Origin of the sequence: Pseudoalteromonas rubra (genome assembly GCF_001482385.1) — a bacterium.
In the GTDB taxonomy this organism is placed as follows: Bacteria; Pseudomonadota; Gammaproteobacteria; order Enterobacterales; family Alteromonadaceae; genus Pseudoalteromonas; species Pseudoalteromonas ardens.
The window spans coordinates 2,155,760-2,174,751 of record NZ_CP013611.1 but is presented as its reverse complement, the minus strand read 5'-3'; the positions used below and the strand labels follow the sequence as shown (position 1 = coordinate 2,174,751).

Genomic DNA, 18,992 nt, shown 5'->3' with positions numbered 1-18,992 from the left:
GTAAAGAGATGGCACGTACCGTATTTTGTCAAAAGTTACAAAAAGAAGCTCCAGGGTTAGATTTTCAACTTTATCCGGGAGAAGTTGGCGAACGCATCTTTAACAACATCAGTAAAGAAGCGTGGCAGCAGTGGCAGCATAAACAGACTATGCTGATCAACGAAAAGCACTTGAATATGATGGATCCTGAACATCGTCAACAACTGGAAGAGCAAATGGTCGGTTTTTTGTTTGAAGGTAAAGATGTTGAAATCGAAGGTTACCGTCCAAAAGACGCGTAATCTACTTGATTAAAAAAGGCTGCCCAGGCAGCCTTTTTAATGTCTTTTTGTTTTCTTAGTAACTGCGCTCAACAGCTAGCTTTGCCAATGAAATCAGAGCCGTTTTATGCTCTGACTCCGCCAGTACATTGAGCTGTTCAATGGCCTTTTGCGACTCTTTTCGTGCACGTTCCATGGTATGCTCCAGCGCTTCTGTCTGCTCTAGTGTGGCCAGAATTTCAGTGAGGTTATCTAGCCCATTGCCATTGGCAATGGCGTCACGGATCTGTGCAACTTGTGCTTCACTGCCGTGGCGCATTGCATAAATTAACGGCAGAGTTGGCTTACCTTCGGCTAAGTCATCACCGATATTTTTGCCAAGCTGCTCAGCATTGGCGCTGTAGTCGAGGACATCGTCTACGAGCTGAAAAGCAGTGCCTAAATGCATACCATACAGTTTAAGAGCTTCTTTGGTGGCTGCAGATTGATCCAATACAACAGCTGGTAGCATAGTTGCCGCTTCGAATAATTTGGCTGTTTTACTGTAAATCACCTGCATGTAACTTTGTTCAGTTGTATCCGGATCATTACAGTTCATCAGCTGCAACACTTCACCTTCAGCAATCACATTGGTTGCATCAGCGAGGATCTGCATCACTTCCATATTTTCCAGTCCGACCATCAACTGGAAAGAGCGGGTGTATATAAAGTCACCAACCAGCACGCTTGCAGCATTGCCAAATTCAGCATTGGCAGTTGGTTCACCACGGCGAAGAGCTGACTCGTCAACCACATCATCATGCAACAAGGTTGCAGTGTGGATAAATTCAATGATGGTCGCCAGTGTAATGTGCTTGTCGCCCTGATACCCTAATGCTTTAGCTACTAAAAGTGCCAGCATGGGGCGGATACGTTTGCCGCCACTATTGACTATATATAAGCCAAGTTGATTAACCAGTGCGACGTCAGATTGCATTTGGTCGCTGATAAGTCGATTAACGGCAAGCATGTCTTGCTCAATCAATCTCTGGATCGCTTTGATATCCATAACGCTCCGAGCTAAAGCCTCATTCAGGGATGTTCGAGCCGCAAGTGTACATTAAAATTCACCGTGACTCGATAACTTGCCGTAATAGAGGTTAAAAAATCAGTGCTTTTGTATGTTTTTTGCGCTTGAAGGCTGTTTCTGATCAGAATTCTAGTGTTGAAAAGCAAAAAAAGAGCTTGGCTTATCACACCTATTCGTTAGAATAAATGAAAATATTATTACGCCCTCAAGTTAGCTATTTTTTATTCATTTATTTGCGATCTAGGGCTTGCGTGAAGTGGCACATTAGCGTAAACTTCGCGCCCTATTGAAGAATATTAAGTTGCGTCGATTTGAGGGCGCACAGACGGAGTTAATTATGTACGCGGTTTTCCAAAGTGGTGGTAAACAGCACCGTGTGACTGAAGGTCAAACAATTCGTCTAGAGAAACTAGACGTTGAGACTGGTGCATCAATTGAATTTGATTCAGTACTTCTTGTAGCTGATGGTGAAAAAATCGAGATCGGTGCGCCGTTCGTAAACGGTGGTAAGATTACAGCTGAAGTTGTATCTCACGGTCGTGGCGAGAAAATTAAGATCGTTAAATTTAGACGTCGTAAGCATTCTCGTAAGCAGATGGGCCACCGTCAGTGGTTCACTGAAGTTAAAATCACTGGCATTAGCGCTTAATTTAGAGGTACAGAAAGATGGCACATAAGAAGGCAGCTGGTAGTACTCGTAACGGTCGCGATTCAGAAAGTAAACGCTTAGGTGTTAAGCGTTTCGGTGGTGAATCTGTACTAGCGGGTAACATCATTGTTCGTCAACGTGGTACTAAGTTCCACGCTGGTACTAACGCAGGTATCGGTAAAGACCACACAATCTTCGCAAAAGCAGACGGTAAAGTTGTTTTTGAGCAGAAAGGTCCTTTAAACCGTAAATACGTTAGCATCATTGCTGAGTAATCGGTAAAAAGAATACTGAAAAACCCCGCTTAGGCGGGGTTTTTTGTTTTTATAGAGCAGAGCCTGAATTTTGCTTTAACCTTATTCCTGTCAAATACGCGCCACAGACCGGTAGTTAGGCATTTGCCCATGCTGATCAAGCCGCTATGAACTTGCTATAATAGCAGGTGCTGAACAACCAGTAAGAGAGTAACCATGAAGTTTGTCGATGAAGTAGAGATCCGCGCGGAAGCCGGAGACGGTGGAAGCGGTGTCGTTTCATTTCGCCGCGAAAAATTTGTACCCGACGGTGGCCCTGATGGGGGCGATGGCGGAGACGGAGGTAGCGTTTATCTTGAAGCAGACGAAAACCTCAATACCCTGATTGATTATCAGTTTGAGCGTTTCCATCGTGCCGAGCGTGGCACCAATGGTCATGGCCGTAATATGACGGGTAAAAAGGGCACCGACTTAATTCTGAAAGTGCCAGAAGGGACGCGTGTAACTGATGTTGATACGCAGGAGTGCCTGGGTGACTTGACTAAACATGGACAAAAACTACTGGTCGCCAAAGGCGGTTATCATGGTTTAGGTAATACACGCTTTAAATCGAGCACAAACCGTGCGCCAAGACAGAAAACACTGGGAACGCCTGGCGAAGTACGCAACCTGAAGCTGGAGCTGATGTTGCTGGCTGATGTCGGGTTGCTGGGTTTGCCGAATGCAGGTAAATCAACCTTTATTCGCAGTGTGTCGGCGGCAAAGCCTAAAGTGGCAGATTACCCATTCACGACTTTAGTGCCTAACCTGGGTGTAGTACGTCCTGAAGCAAACAAATCGTTTGTGATCGCCGACATTCCGGGTTTGATTGAAGGTGCATCAGATGGTGCCGGTTTGGGGATCCGCTTCCTGAAGCATCTGGAGCGTTGTCGTGTGTTACTGCACGTTGTCGATGTCATGCCCGTCGATGGTACAGACCCAGTTGATAATGCGTTTGCAATCATCAATGAGCTGCATCAGTACAGCCCAAAACTGGCTAACAAGCCGCGTTGGTTGGTGCTGAATAAAATCGATCTGCTTGCAGAGGATGAGTTAGAAGAGGTTTGTCAGCGTATTGCCGAAGAGCTGGATGCTGAACAGGTGTACCGTATCTCTGCTGCCAATAAGTTTAATACACAGCAGTTGTGCTACGACATTCAGGGTCTGCTGGATAGCATGCCACGTGATAAGTTCGAAGAGCAGGAGCAGGAAGAAGTCGAGTTCAAGTGGGATACTTACCACCGCCAGGCAACTCAGGATAACGATGATGACTGGGATGACTGGGACGAAGATGACTACGACGTAGAAGTCGTCTACGAAAGATAAGCGCAACCCGTATTAGCGTCTTACTAAACGGGTTGGTAAAAAAAGGGCCTCTGGCCCTTTTTTAGTATAAAAGTATGAGTGGAGTGCATTGTGATAATATCAATGATTGCAGCGATGGCAAACGGACGTATCATTGGCGATGATAACGCCATGCCCTGGCATTTACCGGCTGACTTGAAGCATTTTAAAGCCGTCACCTTGAATAAACCTGTAGTTATGGGACGCAAAACATTCGAGTCTATTGGTCGCCCTCTTCCTGGCAGGCGAAATATTGTGATCAGCCGAAATTCAAATTATAACGCTGAGGGAATTGAGGTGGTTTCATCACCACAAGACGCTTTGGCCTTAGTTGACGGATGTGAAGAAGTTATGATCATTGGAGGTGGAAATATTTATGAACAGTTTCTACCCTTAAGTAATCGGCTTTATTTAACATACATTGACTTAGATGTTTCTGGCGACACGCGCTTTCCTGACCACACTCAGGCCGGTGAGTGGGAAGAAGTTGCAAGCGAAGCATATGAAGCAGATGAGAAAAATTTGTATAGTTATAAGTTCGTAACTCTAAATAAAGGAATATAACTTTGTTGCTAACAATTGTATTGGTTGATACAATATTGAGCGTTTGTTCTTACGAAAAAAGTACTAGGTGATTGGTGATGAAAGTAATTCCTTTAGTTATTGGTGTGAGTCTTGGCGTTTCGGCATTAACCGTAAGTTTTGCGAGCAAAGCAAACGATCAGTTGGCAGTGTCTTTGTGTGAATATATTGCGGCTGACGACAAAAGACGTATCCGCAGTACGCTAAAGAGCTCACGGGTTAAAATCCGTAACGTATATGATTCAGTTCAGTGTAATGGTAACAACATGCTACGCCATGCAATCGCTAACAACGCGGTAGATGCAGGCGAGTTTATCGTTAAGAGCTTACCTAAAAGTGCATTATCTGATGGCGCTGACATCGCTTGGGCTGAGAGCAACGGCCATGGTGGCTCAGCTTTGATCGCAGCCATTAAAAAGCGTGCTGGTCTGTAAGAATTCTATCGGACTTAGCGTCTGATTATCTTGAAGTATTTGGAAATGCCCGCTCACTTTTAGTGAGCGGGCATTTTTTATTCTCACAGCAGTAAAAGGGATATTATTAAACTTGCACTGCCAGCGGATTCGATTAGAATACTCTGTCACACAACTATTCTTATGGTGAGAAATTCTTCCGCCATTTTATGTAATAATGGATGAACTATGAAAGCTGTAATTCCTGTAGCTGGACTTGGTACGCGGATGTTACCTATGACGAAGGCTATCCCCAAGGAAATGTTGCCTTTAGTCGATAAACCTCTTATTCAATATATAGTGAAAGAGTGCGCAGCTGCGGGCATTTCCGAAATTGTCTTGGTGACCCATTCGTCAAAGAATGCGATTGAGAACCACTTTGATACCAGTTTTGAACTGGAAGCAACACTGGAAATGCGGGTTAAGCGTACCCTGCTGGAAGAGGTTCGTTCAATTTGCCCTGAAGGCGTTACTATCATGCATGTTAGGCAAGGCGAAGCAAAAGGGCTTGGTCATGCGGTCCTGTGTGCAAAGCCTATTGTTGGTGATGACGATTTCGTGGTTGTCTTGCCTGATGTGATCCTGGATGAGTATACGGCAGATCAAAGCAATGAGAATCTGGCGGCTATGGTCAAGCGTTTCTTAGACACTAAGCTAAGTCAGATTATGCTTGAGCCGGTTCCTCAGCAAGACGTCAATAAGTATGGTATTGCAGACATCCAGGGCGTTGAGCTTAAGCCAGGCGAAAGTGCACCAATCAGTCATATGGTCGAGAAGCCGCCTGTTGATAAAGCACCTTCTAATCTTGCCGTTGTGGGTCGCTATGTATTATCACGGAATATCTGGCCTTTGCTTGAGCGTACGCCATTGGGAGCCGGAGGCGAGATCCAGCTAACGGATGCAATTGATATGCTGATGGAAAGTGAAACCGTTGAAGCATTCCACATGAGTGGCCGGGCTCATGACTGCGGCGATAAGTTGGGTTATCTGAAAGCTATCGTTCAGTACGCAATGCGTGATGAAAAACTGGGCGAAGACTTCAGTGAGTTCGTAAAAGCACTGTAACCTTATCCGCCATGATACGAAAACCCGACTCAATGTCGGGTTTTTTGTGTTCGTTTGGCACCTCGTATAGGTTTAGCGCACAGCGCTTGTCAAATTAATGCCCATGACGCTCTGTAAAGCGTTGCCAGTGAATGTTGGGGTTTATGACCCTAACTTGTGTTAGCACTTGTTTGAGCTGATGTGCTTTGGGCTGGGTGAGGATCTGACCATCCTGTTTCAGTCCCAGCAGATAGAGCATAGCGGCTTTGTTGCCCTGCTGAATGGCGGAAATGTGTATCTGCTGCTCAAAGTTCAGTCTCAGGCTGCTGATGGCGGTTTTCATGCCTTGCTGATCCACATTAGGTAATCCGCACTTTTGCAAATAGCCAAGACGCTCGCCCTCTCCGGAAAACCAGATCCTGACTTTCTCACTGAAGCGCCCCGACTTGGCTGGCAAATCAAACATCAGCCGGGTCTGGCCTTGTTGCTCTACAAAGTGCAGGTAATCTTGTAATCCGGCATGCCACAGGGCTGGGTGGATCGGCACGAACCGGGCCTGCAATTTACCGTGCGTATGAAATGTAAAGCCACGAACCTGCTCTTGTTTAGTGATATCAGAGAGCGTCAGGTTGCCAATTTCGTCACTGTAGGCCCCGGTATAATATGCCAGCACAGGTAACCAGAAGTGCCAATGCTTTGGCTGCTCACGCTTTTGTTTTTCGTCACCATAAATGTAGCCGTTAAACAGGGTATACAGCTCCATGTTGGAAAATGCGCGTCGGCCTAAATGAGATTTCATATGATTGCGCTATACCTTGTGCCTAAATAGTTCACACAATTCAAAGGATTACTAAGAATGAATCGAGATCAGTGTATCGGCTTTTGCTAATAAGCAAAAGTCTAATGTTAATGTAGTAACCAGATACTACCCCTTTAACGGCGATCAGACGTAAGATCGGATAAATAGGTCAAACAGGTGATACGCAACAGAGAGGCAAGGTTTTTGACTTCCCCCTGACGCGCCAGTACTTCCTGATAGAGGGTGGAAACGAATTCAGCCACACTGAGTTGCTCTTTGGTGGCTATCTCCTGTAACAGATCCCAGATCTGACGCTCTAGTGCCAGGCTGGTTACGGCCCCCTGAATCCGCAGTGAGCGGCGGATTACTTCATAGCTGGCGGGATCGGCCGCGGCATACAATTCACACATAGAGGACTCCTTGATGGCAAAACTCATTCACAGCATGGTTCGGGTAATGGATCTGCAAAAATCTTTGGCATTTTATCATGATGTACTGGCACTCGGCGAGCGCAGGCGCATTGAGTTTGAGCACTTTAGTCTGATTTATCTGGGCAATGAAGAGGCTGAGTTTGAACTTGAGTTGACCTGGAATCATGATACGCAGCAGCCATATGAGTTGGGTAATGGCTATGGTCATATTGCCGTTGTCGTGGATGACTTATCACCTGTGCATGCAAAGGCAGAGGCACTCGGTTACCAGCCTAAGGAGATGAAGTCGTTTTATAATGGCGATACTCTGGTAGCACGTTTTTTCTTTGTTGCTGACCCTGATGGCTATCAGGTTGAAGTGATCGAGCGTTCTGAGATGTTTAAATAAACCTGGCTTAGCTCTGACTAAGCCATGGCAAATTCACTGCGGTTGGGCAACCAGCGCTGAACTAGCGGTTCAACGGCCTGTGAGTGCTGTTGGAGTAAAGTAAAGGCCAGACTGCGAACTTGTGGTAGCAACACTTTGTCCCGGCTTAAGTCGGCAATTTTCAGCTCAGCTAGCCCCGTTTGGCGAGTGCCAAGAACCTCTCCGGGCCCGCGGATCTCTAAATCTCGCTCGGCAATCACAAAGCCATCATTACTGTCACGCAGCACGCCCAGTCGCTTTTGCGCTGTTGCTGACAAAGGTGCATGATAAAGTAACAAACAATGCGAAGCGATGTCTCCCCGGCCAACCCGGCCTCGTAACTGATGCAGCTGCGCCAAACCCAGACGTTCTGGGTTTTCTATAATGATCAGGCTTGCATTGGGGACATCTACTCCGACTTCTATCACAGTGGTTGCAACCAGCACATGGCTTTTTGCCTGCTTAAAGTCTTGCATGATCTGCTGTTTTTCTTGTGCCTTCATACGGCCATGAACCAGCGCAATATTCAGCTCTGGCAGCGCTTTAGTGAGTTGTTCTGCTGTGTCTTCAGCCGCCTGGCATTGCAAGGCTTCGGATTCATCAATCAAAGTACACACCCAGTAGACCTGGCGCTGCTGTTCGATACAGGCACGCCGAACACGCTCAATCACCTCATCGCGGCGAGTATCCGGGACGGCGACGGTTGTGATTGGTGTGCGCCCGGGTGGTAGCTCATCAATCACTGAGGTTTCCAGATCGGCATAGGCGGTCATTGCCAGCGTGCGTGGGATGGGTGTTGCCGTCATGACCAGCTGGTGCGGGTAGCAGTCGTTAAACTTGCCCTTTTCGCGTAACGACAGGCGCTGGTGAACACCAAAACGGTGTTGTTCATCAATGATGATTAGGGCCAGATTACTAAACTGCACTTGCTCCTGAAACAGTGCATGCGTGCCAACGACCATTTGTGCCTGCCCTGAGCTGATGCGTTCCAGCACGCGCTCGCGCTCTTTGCCTTTGGTCTTACCTGCCAGCCACACCACTTCTATGCCCAATGCGGCAAACCAGTTCTGAAAGTTGATATTATGCTGCTCTGATAAAATCTCGGTGGGGGCCATCAGAGCGACCTGATAGCCTTTGGCAATGGCCGTGAGTGCGCTCAGTGCTGCAACCAGGGTTTTACCTGAGCCTACGTCACCCTGCACCAGTCGCATCATCGGAAAAGGGTGTTGCAGATCCCCTTTAATTTCGGCTACGACCCGGCTTTGTGCTGACGTAGGTTTAAAAGGCAGCTGGGCCAGAAACTCCGTCTCTAGCATATTATTCGGCGGTAGCGATACCGCCTTAACGGCCTGACCTTGCTGTCTGAGTTGCAGCAGGCTAAGGTTTTGCGCCAGCAATTCTTCAAACGCCAGCCGCTGTTGCGCCGGGTGCTGACCCAATTCCAGTTGATCCAGTGCCACATCCTGAGGCGGCTGATGGAGTGTGAGTAAGGCTTCTTTTAAGCTCAGCTGGTTAGGCCTGAACTGAGCGGGGAGGTGATCTTCAATGTCGTACTTTTGCAGCAAAGCGATAGCTTGCTCGGCAATGGCACGAATGCTTAGTTGCTTCAGCCCTTCAGTGGTTGGATAGACCGGCGTGAGTGTATCCGCGCCTTGCGGTGTTTCACTGAGCTCGTCGCGAATACCGTATTCGGGGTGAGCCATTTCCAGACCGACCCGGCCACGGCGCACTTCGCCAAAGCAGCGCATGATTTTGCCGCTTTGCATGGCGTTTTTTTGCGCTGCGCTGAAGTTGAAAAAGCGCAGGGTAATGCGGCCCGTCCCATCGTTGATCTGGCACACCAGCATACGGCGTTTACCGAAGGTGATGTTGGCTTGCTCGATTTCGCCTTCAACACTGACATGGGTATGTGGCATCAATTCGGCGATGCGGTAGGTTCTGGCTCTGTCTTCATAACGCAGTGGCAGATGAAAGAGCATATCCTGAACACTGCGGATCCCCAATTTGGCCAGCCGCTCTGCGGCCTTCGGGCCGACTCCCTTAAGATCGGTCATGGCGTACTGGGCTAAATTGGGAAGAGACATAATTATCCTTTTTGACTGAATTTCAGTGTGTTCCAGAAAGCATCGTCGGCCACGATTTCACCCAGCTCATCCAGAGCCGGGTAGGGCAGGCCTTTTTCTACACAGCGATTAGCAATGATAGGGTGACAGCCTTCGAACAAGAGTTTGTGTTTAATCGCCGGATCGAGCATATCGTTACGCTGATATAGCCCTGCTGCTTCGCGTTGACGCTGTGCTTCGTATAAGATCAATGCGGCGGCCACCGAGACATTTAATGACTGTACCATACCAGCCATTGGGATCACGATATGCTGATCGGCGTGTTCGAGCGCTCTGTCTGAGATCCCAAGACGCTCCTGTCCCACAATAACGGCCGTTGGCTTAGTATAATCAATCTCACGAAAATCCACGGCTGTATCACTCAGATTGGTGGCCAGCAGCTGGATCCCAGGATTTTGTGCACGGATAGTGGCAACGGCCTGATCGATGTCATCGTGCATATGGGTTTCTACCCAGTTTTTACTGCCACCTGAGGTGTTATTGGTCAGGCGTCTTTGCTCTTGCGGCCATACCGCATGAACATGATGGCAGCCGACCGCATCGGCTGTACGCACTATGGCCGACAGATTGTGGTGCTTGTGTACTTCATCTAGGCACACAGTTAAATCAGTCTGGCGTTGATCCAAAATGCGCTTCACGCGCTGAAAACGGTTTTCTTCCATCATTACAGCTCTTAACTACAAAATTGCCGCGATTATAACAAAAAGCACCCCGCTAAGGCATTACTTCGCGCATTATTGGTGCCTGCAGGGAGATCAGGGTCTCGGTTGACTGAATGGCCTCGATTGTCTGGATCTTATTGATCAGCACGTCCTGCAGATGGTCAATAGAACGTGCCATGACTTTGATAAAAATGCTGTAGTTGCCTGTGGTGTAATAGGCTTCAACAACTTCTTCAAAGCCTTCCAGCTGCTCAATGGTTGCCGGATAATCCCGTGCATGCTTGAGGTTTACGCCGATAAAACAACAGACATCATAACCCAGCTGTTTGGCATCTATACTGACCCGCGTGCCGACTATAATACCGGCCTGTTTCATTTTCTCGACCCGTACATGAATGGTCCCCGCACTGACGGTAAAGCGCTTGGCTAATTCGGCGTAGGGGGTTCTGGCGTTGTCCATTAAGGCATGAAGGATAGAACGGTCGAGATTATCGATTTGATAACTTTCCATGGGTATTTCGCACGCTAATTATTGATTCAATAATTATTAAAGCTAATTTTTGATGAAAAAAATAGTGTAAAGGTGTTTTTGTTGTGGACTATTGAATCTTTGTGCGTTTTTGTTGAGGATAGGTTTAACGCAGCAAGCCTGCATCGTTATTCAACACCATTGGGAATGAGGAAACCGATATGTTGCAACAGTATCTGCAAACACAACAACAAATAGCCCGTGCGAAAGCACTTTTTTCACAACAACTGACTGATAAGTTAGGCCTGATCGAAGTACAGGCACCTATCCTGGCAAAGGTAGGAGATGGTATTCAGGACAACCTCAGTGGCACCGAAAAAGCGGTGAAGGTTAAAGTTAAAACGCTCAGCGACAGCGACTATGAAGTGGTTCATTCACTGGCGAAGTGGAAGCGTAAAACGCTTGGTGACTATGGCTTTGGAGCAGGGCAGGGGTTGTATACACATATGAAGGCGTTGCGCCCGGATGAAGACAAACTATCCCCAATACACTCTGTGTATGTTGATCAGTGGGATTGGGAGCAGGTGATCTGTGCACAGTCTGAACGCTCTTTAGATAAGCTCAAAGACACAGTTCGTACATTATATGGCGCGATCCGTGAAACTGAACAGCAACTGGCTTCTGAATATGGGCTGACGCCGTTTTTACCGGAGCAAATCACGTTTGTACACAGTGAGGCGCTGCGCCTTATGTATCCTGACTTTAGTGCTAAGCAAAGAGAAAAAGCGATTGCTCAGGAGTACGGTGCTGTGTTTCTGATTGGTATCGGCGGTGAACTGGGAGATGGCAAAATCCATGATGTCAGAGCACCGGATTACGACGACTGGTCAACGCCAACGTGTGAGCAGTATCAAGGGTTGAACGGTGATATTCTGGTCTGGAACCCCGTGCTCGAAGATGCCTTTGAAATTTCCTCTATGGGGATCCGGGTATGTCCGGACAGCTTGCAACGCCAATTGAGTCTGACGCAGGATGAGCAAAGGTTAGAGCAGGACTGGCACCAGAGTTTGCTGGCGGGGGCATTACCACAAACCATAGGTGGTGGTATTGGCCAGTCTCGTTTGGTGATGTTGTTATTACAAAAGCAACATATCGGTCAGGTCCAGGTTGGTGTGTGGCCTGAGCATATTAAAACTGAAGTTTCTGGGTTACTTTAGAGGCGATGGCGACACTCAATGAGGGAGCCCGGTTGGGCTCCCTCACATCTTAAATTCAATTTCTATTTTGCCTTCAAGTAATCTGGCGCTGCATGGCGGATAGCTGCGATTGGTTTTATAGACCTTGTCGAAAATATGTATCTCGACGCCTGAGTGCAGCGAGGTATTGACCACTAGCTGAGTGTTATCGAGTAAGTCATGCAAAGTATGGTCTAACTCTGACAGCTGATGCTCCAGCGCCTCGGCCTGCTTACAATAGTGCTTCTGTGTGGCACCTATCTTGGCCAGCAAGGCTTTTTTCTTATCGGCGTCTTTCACGTGTTCGGCTTTTTCGACGGCTTTTTGCAAATTGTCGATCTGTTCATCGGTTAGGCTTAGTTCCTTCAGGCACAGATCAGTTCGTTCAGTGATTTCTATACCACTGCGTGCCAGATAGATTGCCATGGTTGCCCCTGAGCTGCTGCCGATTTCGCCAGCAACCAGCATTTTTGCATCAAATATGGTGCCGCCGATCAGCTTGCCCTTGGGCGACTCATCCAGGCCAACCTGTAGCAGGTTTGCAGCTTTGATATCACAGTGATTACTTTGTTTCTGGATAAAGACATTGTTGCCTTCCAGGTAGGTGTACTGACCGTGGCTGATCTGGACGTCGCCTTTGGCTATCAAACGGCAGGTGAGCCCTTGATCGTCATTGCGATGATCCAGGTGACCAATAACACCACCACGTACTTCGATGTTACCATCGGAAGTCAATTCCCCCGACTCTACGGTCCCCATGACCGTGATATCACCGTGCGCTTTGATCTTCATGCCTGGGTCGACATTATGGGTAACCAGCACACTGCCGCTAAATTCAATATGGCCGCTTCGCACATTGACGTCACTGATGGTATAGATATCGTCTACCCGCATACCATTCTGAATATCCGACGGACAACCGGCAATAGTTGAGATCAGTTGTAATGGGTTAGTTGGGGAAATCTTGGTGCCTTCACCGGCCACCAGCTGAAAGCTATCTCCAGGCTTAGGTGTAATGCTGTCTCCGGTAACCGTAAAACCTTCTTTCCCAGGGGTTGCCGGTCTTTGCGTGACCAGTAAAGTACCGGGGGCAACACTGGCCAATGCGCCAAAGTCGCGCATATCGACGGTGCCGTCTTCACGTAACTTGGGTTGGTTCAGGCGCTCTTTCAATGTTTGAACATGGGGAATTAACTTTGCAGGCAGGCCATTTTCAGGTGGCCGCCCTTGTGCGATTACACCGGTTACCTCAGTACCTGGTATGGACTCAAGCTGTTGCTTGAGTAAATTCTCGAGATAAACCTGTTTGTAGCCCCGGGTGACACCGACTTTGACTATGGCGCGCTTGGCATCTTCCAGGCTGATCATTTTACCACCCTGTGCGGTAGTGAGTTTGGCGATGGCCTGCATTTTGTCGTTGATCAGTGCGACTTCGATATGGGCATCTTTTTGTTGCGCCACAATCAGCTGAGTGACAGGCGTATCTTGTTTGAAGTAAGCGGCAATAGATTCATGATCTATTGCACAGTCAGCATAGGGAGTGCGCTCGAGTGCTTCAACCACAAACGCTGCACTGGGGGGCGACGCAGCAGCGACGTCCATCAATATATTGCCATTTTTTGCGAGTTTAAACACAGGCTTATCCTTATTGCTTTAAACCAACTACGATAATGAATACCTCAAATTGCCTAAAAATGCGGCGTTACCAAAGTTGCACAAAGTGCTTCGTATAACACCAGATTGCTAAATTAATAGTATGCGGTCAAGTGTTTAAGATCAAAGTTAAGAGCATGAAAAATCATTGTACAGATAAGTAAAAGCCCGCATTAAGCGGGCTTGAGTTATATAACTAATAGACACGGCGCCTTAGTTGGTTGAAGGCAGCTCCATGATGCCATCAATCTCAATTTGTACGCCCTTAGGCAGCTCTTTTACGCCGATAGCAGCCCGTGCCGGGTAGGGCGTTTTAAAGTGCTGACTCATGATCTCATTGACGGTAGCAAAGTTGCTCAAGTCAGTCAGGAAGATGTTAACCTTGACCATGTCTTGCAACTGGCCGCCCGCTTCTTCACACACGGCAGTCAGGTTTTTAAAAACCTGTTGTGTTTGCTCTGCAAAATCTTCTGAGATCACTTCCATTGTTCCAGGCACCAAAGGGATCTGCCCCGAAAGGTAAACCGCCGTACCGACTTTAACTGCCTGACTGTAGGTGCCGATTGCTGCCGGCGCCTGATCGGTTGAAATAATGGCTTTATTCATTGTCTTTCCTTTATCGCTTCCTGGTTACACGTTGTACATCTGGCATTACCCGGATCCGGCGCATAATATTTGCAACGTGGATCCTGTCTTTGACGGTAACACCCAGGTCAATCACGTACAGGTTGCTCTCTTTTTCTTCGGTTGCAATCTCCACAATATTGGCTTGTGTACTTGCAACCACATTGGTTAATTTGGCCAACGCACCCTGGTGGTTGATGATCTCAACCCGCAGTGCTGCGATGTATTCTTTTTCGGGGTTATCTTCCCACTTTACCACAAAGTACTTGGCACGTTCATTTTGCCAGCCTTTAATGTTTTTACATTCCTGGCGGTGGACCATTAAGCCCTTGCCCTGGCTAACATAGGCGGTAATGTCATCACCCGGGACAGGTCGGCAACACTTGGCATAAGTGACCAGCATACCTTCTGTACCAATGATCGGCGCTTTGGCTTTTTGTGCCAGGCTCTCGATTTCATCATCGGCTTGTAGCAGGCGCTTTGCAACTAGCATACTCATGATGTTGCCGTTGCCAATTTCCACTAGCAGCTCAAGCACGGTGTTCAGGTCATTCTCTTCCAGTACTCGGTCTATTTGCTCGGTTGGAATATCGTCCAGCTTATGTTCACCCAGTGCGGAGTCAAGTAAGCGTCGACCCAGCAGGATAGACTCTTCCTGGTGCTGGCTCTTAAGGTAGTTACGTACTCCCAAGCGCGCTTTACCTGTGACAATAAAGTTTAACCAGGTGGCATTGGGGTGTGCACCAGAACTGGTGATCACCTCAACAGTTTGCCCGGTGTCCAGCGCTTTGCTGAGTGGATAAGGCTTACGGTTAACGCGCGCGCCAACACAGGTGTTACCGACGTCGGTATGAACGGCATAGGCAAAGTCGACGGCTGTTGCGCCCATAGGTAATTCAATGATGCGCCCATCCGGCGTAAAGACATAAATTTCTTCCGGGAACAGCTCGGTCTTCACGTTTTCGACAAACTCAAACGATGAGCCAGCACTTTGTTGTAACTCAAGCAGGCTTTGCATCCATTGTCTGGCGCGTTGCTGTGCGGTATGGCCCGCCGTGTCGCCGGACTTTTTATACATCCAGTGCGCTGCAACCCCTTTATCAGCCATATGATCCATATCATGGGTGCGAATTTGGATCTCTACCGGAATACCATGCGGCCCGACCAAAGAGGTATGCAGTGACTGATAGCCATTGGTCTTAGGTACAGCAATGTAGTCTTTAAAACGGGTTTCTATGGGCTTGTAAAGGTTGTGTGCCACACCCAGCACCCGGTAGCAGGTATCTATGCTGTTGACGTTGATGCGAAAAGCGTAAATGTCCATCACTTCGTTGAACAGCAGCTCTTTGTTGAGCATCTTTTTATAAATGCTGTACAGGTGCTTTTCACGGCCACTGACCGACGCATCAATGCCTGCTTCTTCCAGGCGAGACTCTATCTCTGACTGGATATTGCTAATCACTTCTTTACGGTTACCCCGCGCTTTGGCCACTTCTGATTTGAGTGCTCTGTGACGCATGGGGTATAAGGCCGAAAAGCCCAGGTCTTCAAGTTCGTTCTTAATGTCATGGATACCAAGACGATTGGCGATAGGGGCAAAGATTTCCAGGGTTTCACGGGCTATCCGGCGGCGTTTTTCCGGACGTAAAAAGCCTAGCGTGCGCATGTTGTGGGTGCGGTCAGCCAGTTTGATGAGGATCACCCGGATATCCTGGGTCATGGCCATGATCATTTTACGGTAGTTTTCGGCCTGAAACTCTTTTTTATCTTTAAAGTCGAGTTTGTCCAGCTTACTAACACCCGCCACCAGTTCGGCAACTGTATCACCGAAGATTTCGGCGAGATCGGTCTGGCTGAAGTCGGTGTCTTCGATCACATCATGCATCAATGCTGCCATCAGTGTTTCGTGGTCCAGCTTCATACTGGCCAGGATCTGGGTGACTTCAACAGGGTGAGTAATATAAGGCTCGCCGCTGGAGCGGGTTTGCCCTTCATGCGCTTCGCGGGCAACCACGTAGGCTTTTTGCACCAGTTCCACATCTTCGGGTGACAGATACTCTGATATTTTTTTCTTTAAGCCTTCAAACAGATACATTCACACTCCAATGTTCCAGCGAAGTTATATCAAACGCGTATTAACCTACCTGCAGTCAGGCTATAACACCTTTACCCTGGTCGGTATGACATTTGATTGGTATTAATAATAAGTTAAGTACTGAATATACGATGAATTGACGTCGAAGCCAATCGACTAACACATTTATTAGTCTAGATAGAGGTGTTCAGTGACCTGTACTGTAGAAACAATAACGCCAGCTAAAAAGCTGGCGTTATTGTCGTACTGGTCGCAGTGGATTAGCGATTGCCACCCACAATTGCAGCAACAGCAGCAAGCTCTGCAGCTTCCTGAGTTTGTTGCTCTTCGCGATCGATCATGTCCAGTGAATCGCTGGTGACCATGCCTTTTTCGATTTCGCGTAATGCGATTACGGTTGGCTTGTCATTTTCAGCTTCAACCAGAGGGTCTTTACCACCGACTGCAATCTGACGAGCGCGACGCGCTGCAACAAGAATTAGGTCGAAACGGTTACCAATTTTATCTACTGCGTCTTCTACTGTTACGCGAGCCATCGAAGCACTCCAAAAAATTCAATACATTTAGCAAAGGGCTAGTCTACTAAAAAGCGCCGGATTCGCCAAGTATATGGTTAAAAAATATCGGGTCGTTATGGCTTTATATGGCAGCAATCTTTGCTGCCAGTGCGAAACCCCGAACAGTCGGCCGCCGATGTGACTTACTTTAGCAGTTCGGCTATCAATGCCTGCTGGCTCAACTGTTGCTTTTTCAGCTCCAGACGCGCAGCCACGACGATGTGCTCCAGTTCATTCAGCGCAGTCTCAAAGTCATCATTGACCAGTAGATAGTCGAATTCATTGTAGTGAGAGCATTCAGATTTGGCTTGCTCCATACGCGAGGCAATGATTTCCTGAGAGTCCTGCCCTCGGTTATTCAAACGCTCTTCCAGTGCCTGCTTTGACGGCGGCAGAATGAAGATGGTTTTTACTTCAGGCAGCAGCTCGCGAACCTGACGGGCACCTTGCCAGTCAATGTCCAGGAACACGTCAATACCCTGTGCAAGCTGGTTTTCGATGGCCTGTTTAGAGGTGCCGTAGTAGTTATCAAAAACCTGCGCCCATTCGAAAAAGTCATTCTGGTTGATAAGCGCTTTAAACTCATCCACCGAGACAAAATGGTAGTGCTCGCCATTATGCTCTCCCGGGCGAGGCGCGCGAGTTGTATGTGACACCGAGACCCTGACTTTATCTTGTCTTTCCAGCAGGGCTTTAATCAAACTTGACTTTCCGGCACCAGAGGGCGCTGAAAGAATAAACAAATTACCGCGATTTTGATGTGGCATACGTCAGACCTATAGGGTTGCAGTACAGCGATGTGAACGTTGCAACACCGCTGGTTGTCCAAAAGAGTTATTTTAAAGCCATATCACCTAACTTACCAGCCTCATCATGTTCAATCGCTGCGTTGCAGCACAAACACCTGGTAGCCAAACTCGCCCAGATAACGCTCGTAGATGGCAATTTCCCGGGCCATGTCCTGAAGCGCAGCGGAATCTGGCTGGTGGCTCAGTCGTTGTGTAACCTCAGCTTTGAGCGGCACATAATAGTCTGCCCAGGCCTGCTCACTCAGCGTAAAGTGGCTTAAGACCCGAAAACCGGCCTGCTCAATCTGTGCCAGTCGTACAGCAACTGTTTGCATATCCGGGTATTCCTGTTGCCAGAAGGTGATTGCCTCCTGAGAGGGCGTCTCGTTTAACCACACCAAATCGCTGACCATCAGGCAGCCTGCTGAGCGCAGTAAGGGACGCCAGGCATTTAGTGCCGCTTCAAAGCCCATTATGTAAGCGGAGCTTTCGGCCCAGAGCAGATCAAAGCTGCCGCTCTGAAAGGGCAAAGCAGTCATACTGGCACACAGAGGGGTGACACGTTCGTCCAGTTCCGCGTGTTTTAGTCGCGCCGCCAGGCTATCGATTGCCTGCGCTTCATTATCCACCGCCGTGATCTGCGCTTGTGTCTCCTGTGCGAGTAACTCAGTAGCAAAGCCCTTACCACAGCCGATGTCCAGCACGGTGTGCGGTGTAAAAGGAATGTGCGTTAACGCCTTACGTGTATCGGTATTACTGCCGGGCCCCCAGCGTTCTAACTGATGAAAGACCGCCATAAAGTCGGCCATATAAGTGTCGTGTTCGTTCATGTCTTTTGATAACCATTTTAAATACAGGGTTTGTTGTTCATCAAACCCTTGTTGTTCAAGCCAGTTTCTGTGTGCATCGGGTGCCAGTTTATTGGCCTGTGCATGCCAGTCGCGCAGTGAACCGCGCCCAAGCAGGGCAGACAGCAAAGTATGCGCCTGCTGCTTATGTGCAATTTCGCTTTCCAGCTCAGCGAGCCTGTTGCTGAGCACGGTGCGATCTAGCTTGGCCTCCAGCGCCTGTTTGCATTCACTCAGCGTTAGTCCGCCAGCCTGTAGCTGTTGCAGCAGTCTGAGCTTTTGTAAGTCTCGCTCGCCATAAACCCGATAACCATTGTTGGCCCGGTTGCCACAGATCAGCCCCCGCTTTTCGTAATACAACAAAGTAGAGCGCGACAAACCCAGCTGTGCCGCCAATTCAGAAATCCGATACACCAAACCCGGCTCCTCTTTTACATATGCCAGACTGGCCAACAATAAGCGCGGTCAGGCGGTAACAAACGAAACGATAAACTATGAAGTTATAGACAGGTCAATGAGTGAGGGCAAATAAAGGTAAGGTTTGCCGCTCAGGGTTCAGGTTTGGGTGTTGTTACCGGGGTGAAGATAAACACGGATGCAAAGTGGAAC

General features: G+C 48.2%; 21 protein-coding genes. 9 read left to right on the top strand and 12 right to left on the bottom strand.

The window, feature by feature from the left end:
- The first annotated feature begins 8 nt into the window (after nucleotides 1–8).
- Nucleotides 9–281: an oxidative damage protection protein gene (locus tag AT705_RS09610; RefSeq protein ID WP_010383523.1), complete on the top strand. Its 273-nt coding sequence runs from the start codon at nucleotides 9–11 to the stop codon at nucleotides 279–281.
- Nucleotides 282–336: 55 nt separating this feature from the next.
- Here AT705_RS09610 and ispB read toward each other — a convergent pair whose 3' ends face one another.
- Complete coding sequence (gene ispB, locus AT705_RS09605; protein WP_049864638.1) at nucleotides 337–1,308, bottom strand: octaprenyl diphosphate synthase; 972 nt, start codon at nucleotides 1,306–1,308, stop codon at nucleotides 337–339.
- Nucleotides 1,309–1,666: 358 nt separating this feature from the next.
- Between ispB and rplU the strand changes: the two genes are divergently transcribed.
- The 6 genes from rplU to galU all read left to right on the top strand — a co-directional run bounded on the left by rplU (nucleotide 1,667) and on the right by galU (nucleotide 5,714).
- Nucleotides 1,667–1,978: a 50S ribosomal protein L21 gene (gene rplU / locus AT705_RS09600; protein WP_010383520.1), complete on the top strand. Its 312-nt coding sequence runs from the start codon at nucleotides 1,667–1,669 to the stop codon at nucleotides 1,976–1,978.
- A gap of 17 nt (nucleotides 1,979–1,995) precedes the next feature.
- Nucleotides 1,996–2,253, top strand: a complete 258-nt coding sequence (gene rpmA / locus AT705_RS09595) for a 50S ribosomal protein L27 (protein WP_010383519.1) — start codon at nucleotides 1,996–1,998, stop codon at nucleotides 2,251–2,253.
- A gap of 195 nt (nucleotides 2,254–2,448) precedes the next feature.
- The gene (cgtA, locus tag AT705_RS09590; protein ID WP_049864637.1) at nucleotides 2,449–3,597 is read left to right on the top strand and encodes an Obg family GTPase CgtA; all 1,149 of its coding nucleotides are present in this window, start codon (nucleotides 2,449–2,451) and stop codon (nucleotides 3,595–3,597) included.
- Between the two features lie 90 nt (nucleotides 3,598–3,687).
- A complete protein-coding gene (gene folA / locus AT705_RS09585) occupies nucleotides 3,688–4,179 on the top strand; it encodes a type 3 dihydrofolate reductase (protein WP_237113809.1) in 492 nt (163 codons plus the stop codon).
- A gap of 77 nt (nucleotides 4,180–4,256) precedes the next feature.
- Nucleotides 4,257–4,631, top strand: coding sequence for a DUF3718 domain-containing protein (locus AT705_RS09580; RefSeq protein ID WP_010383515.1), 375 nt, complete (start codon nucleotides 4,257–4,259; stop codon nucleotides 4,629–4,631).
- 207 nt (nucleotides 4,632–4,838) lie between these two features.
- Nucleotides 4,839–5,714: a UTP--glucose-1-phosphate uridylyltransferase GalU gene (galU, locus tag AT705_RS09575; RefSeq protein WP_058796420.1), complete on the top strand. Its 876-nt coding sequence runs from the start codon at nucleotides 4,839–4,841 to the stop codon at nucleotides 5,712–5,714.
- 94 nt (nucleotides 5,715–5,808) lie between these two features.
- Here the strand turns inward: galU and AT705_RS09570 are convergent, their stop codons facing one another.
- Together AT705_RS09570 and AT705_RS09565 are read right to left on the bottom strand one after the other, a co-directional pair.
- Entirely contained in the window at nucleotides 5,809–6,492 is a 684-nt protein-coding gene (locus AT705_RS09570) for a hypothetical protein (protein ID WP_208856768.1), read from the bottom strand.
- 134 nt (nucleotides 6,493–6,626) lie between these two features.
- The gene (locus AT705_RS09565; protein WP_058796419.1) at nucleotides 6,627–6,902 is read right to left on the bottom strand and encodes a ribbon-helix-helix domain-containing protein; all 276 of its coding nucleotides are present in this window, start codon (nucleotides 6,900–6,902) and stop codon (nucleotides 6,627–6,629) included.
- 13 nt (nucleotides 6,903–6,915) lie between these two features.
- Between AT705_RS09565 and AT705_RS09560 the strand changes: the two genes are divergently transcribed.
- Nucleotides 6,916–7,311: a VOC family protein gene (locus AT705_RS09560; RefSeq protein WP_058796418.1), complete on the top strand. Its 396-nt coding sequence runs from the start codon at nucleotides 6,916–6,918 to the stop codon at nucleotides 7,309–7,311.
- A gap of 17 nt (nucleotides 7,312–7,328) precedes the next feature.
- Here AT705_RS09560 and recG read toward each other — a convergent pair whose 3' ends face one another.
- Genes recG through asnC form a run of 3 tightly spaced genes read right to left on the bottom strand, consistent with a single transcriptional unit; the run spans nucleotide 7,329 to nucleotide 10,625 of the window.
- On the bottom strand, nucleotides 7,329–9,413 hold the full coding sequence (gene recG / locus AT705_RS09555) for an ATP-dependent DNA helicase RecG (RefSeq protein ID WP_058796417.1): 2,085 nt from the start codon (nucleotides 9,411–9,413) through the stop codon (nucleotides 7,329–7,331).
- Nucleotides 9,414–9,415: 2 nt separating this feature from the next.
- Nucleotides 9,416–10,114, bottom strand: a complete 699-nt coding sequence (gene trmH, locus AT705_RS09550; protein ID WP_058797960.1) for a tRNA (guanosine(18)-2'-O)-methyltransferase TrmH — start codon at nucleotides 10,112–10,114, stop codon at nucleotides 9,416–9,418.
- A 52-nt stretch (nucleotides 10,115–10,166) separates the two neighbouring features.
- Complete coding sequence (gene asnC, locus AT705_RS09545) at nucleotides 10,167–10,625, bottom strand: transcriptional regulator AsnC (RefSeq protein ID WP_058796416.1); 459 nt, start codon at nucleotides 10,623–10,625, stop codon at nucleotides 10,167–10,169.
- Between the two features lie 179 nt (nucleotides 10,626–10,804).
- Here asnC and asnA point away from each other — a divergent pair, with 179 nt between their 5' ends.
- Complete coding sequence (asnA, locus tag AT705_RS09540) at nucleotides 10,805–11,800, top strand: aspartate--ammonia ligase (RefSeq protein ID WP_058796415.1); 996 nt, start codon at nucleotides 10,805–10,807, stop codon at nucleotides 11,798–11,800.
- 42 nt (nucleotides 11,801–11,842) lie between these two features.
- On the opposite strand, the gene AT705_RS09535 is transcribed toward asnA, so the two are convergent.
- From AT705_RS09535 to AT705_RS09510, 6 genes are all read right to left on the bottom strand, one after another.
- Nucleotides 11,843–13,453 (bottom strand): DUF342 domain-containing protein, encoded by a 1,611-nt coding sequence (locus tag AT705_RS09535; protein ID WP_058796414.1) that lies wholly within the window; start codon nucleotides 13,451–13,453, stop codon nucleotides 11,843–11,845.
- Between the two features lie 231 nt (nucleotides 13,454–13,684).
- The gene (locus AT705_RS09530; protein ID WP_058796413.1) at nucleotides 13,685–14,077 is read right to left on the bottom strand and encodes a RidA family protein; all 393 of its coding nucleotides are present in this window, start codon (nucleotides 14,075–14,077) and stop codon (nucleotides 13,685–13,687) included.
- A gap of 10 nt (nucleotides 14,078–14,087) precedes the next feature.
- On the bottom strand, nucleotides 14,088–16,190 hold the full coding sequence (gene spoT / locus AT705_RS09525; protein WP_058796412.1) for a bifunctional GTP diphosphokinase/guanosine-3',5'-bis pyrophosphate 3'-pyrophosphohydrolase: 2,103 nt from the start codon (nucleotides 16,188–16,190) through the stop codon (nucleotides 14,088–14,090).
- Nucleotides 16,191–16,450: 260 nt separating this feature from the next.
- Nucleotides 16,451–16,726, bottom strand: coding sequence for a DNA-directed RNA polymerase subunit omega (gene rpoZ / locus AT705_RS09520; protein WP_010383499.1), 276 nt, complete (start codon nucleotides 16,724–16,726; stop codon nucleotides 16,451–16,453).
- A 164-nt stretch (nucleotides 16,727–16,890) separates the two neighbouring features.
- On the bottom strand, nucleotides 16,891–17,514 hold the full coding sequence (gene gmk, locus AT705_RS09515; RefSeq protein ID WP_058796411.1) for a guanylate kinase: 624 nt from the start codon (nucleotides 17,512–17,514) through the stop codon (nucleotides 16,891–16,893).
- 110 nt (nucleotides 17,515–17,624) lie between these two features.
- A complete protein-coding gene (locus tag AT705_RS09510) occupies nucleotides 17,625–18,797 on the bottom strand; it encodes a MerR family transcriptional regulator (protein ID WP_058797959.1) in 1,173 nt (390 codons plus the stop codon).
- Nucleotides 18,798–18,992 lie beyond the last annotated feature (195 nt).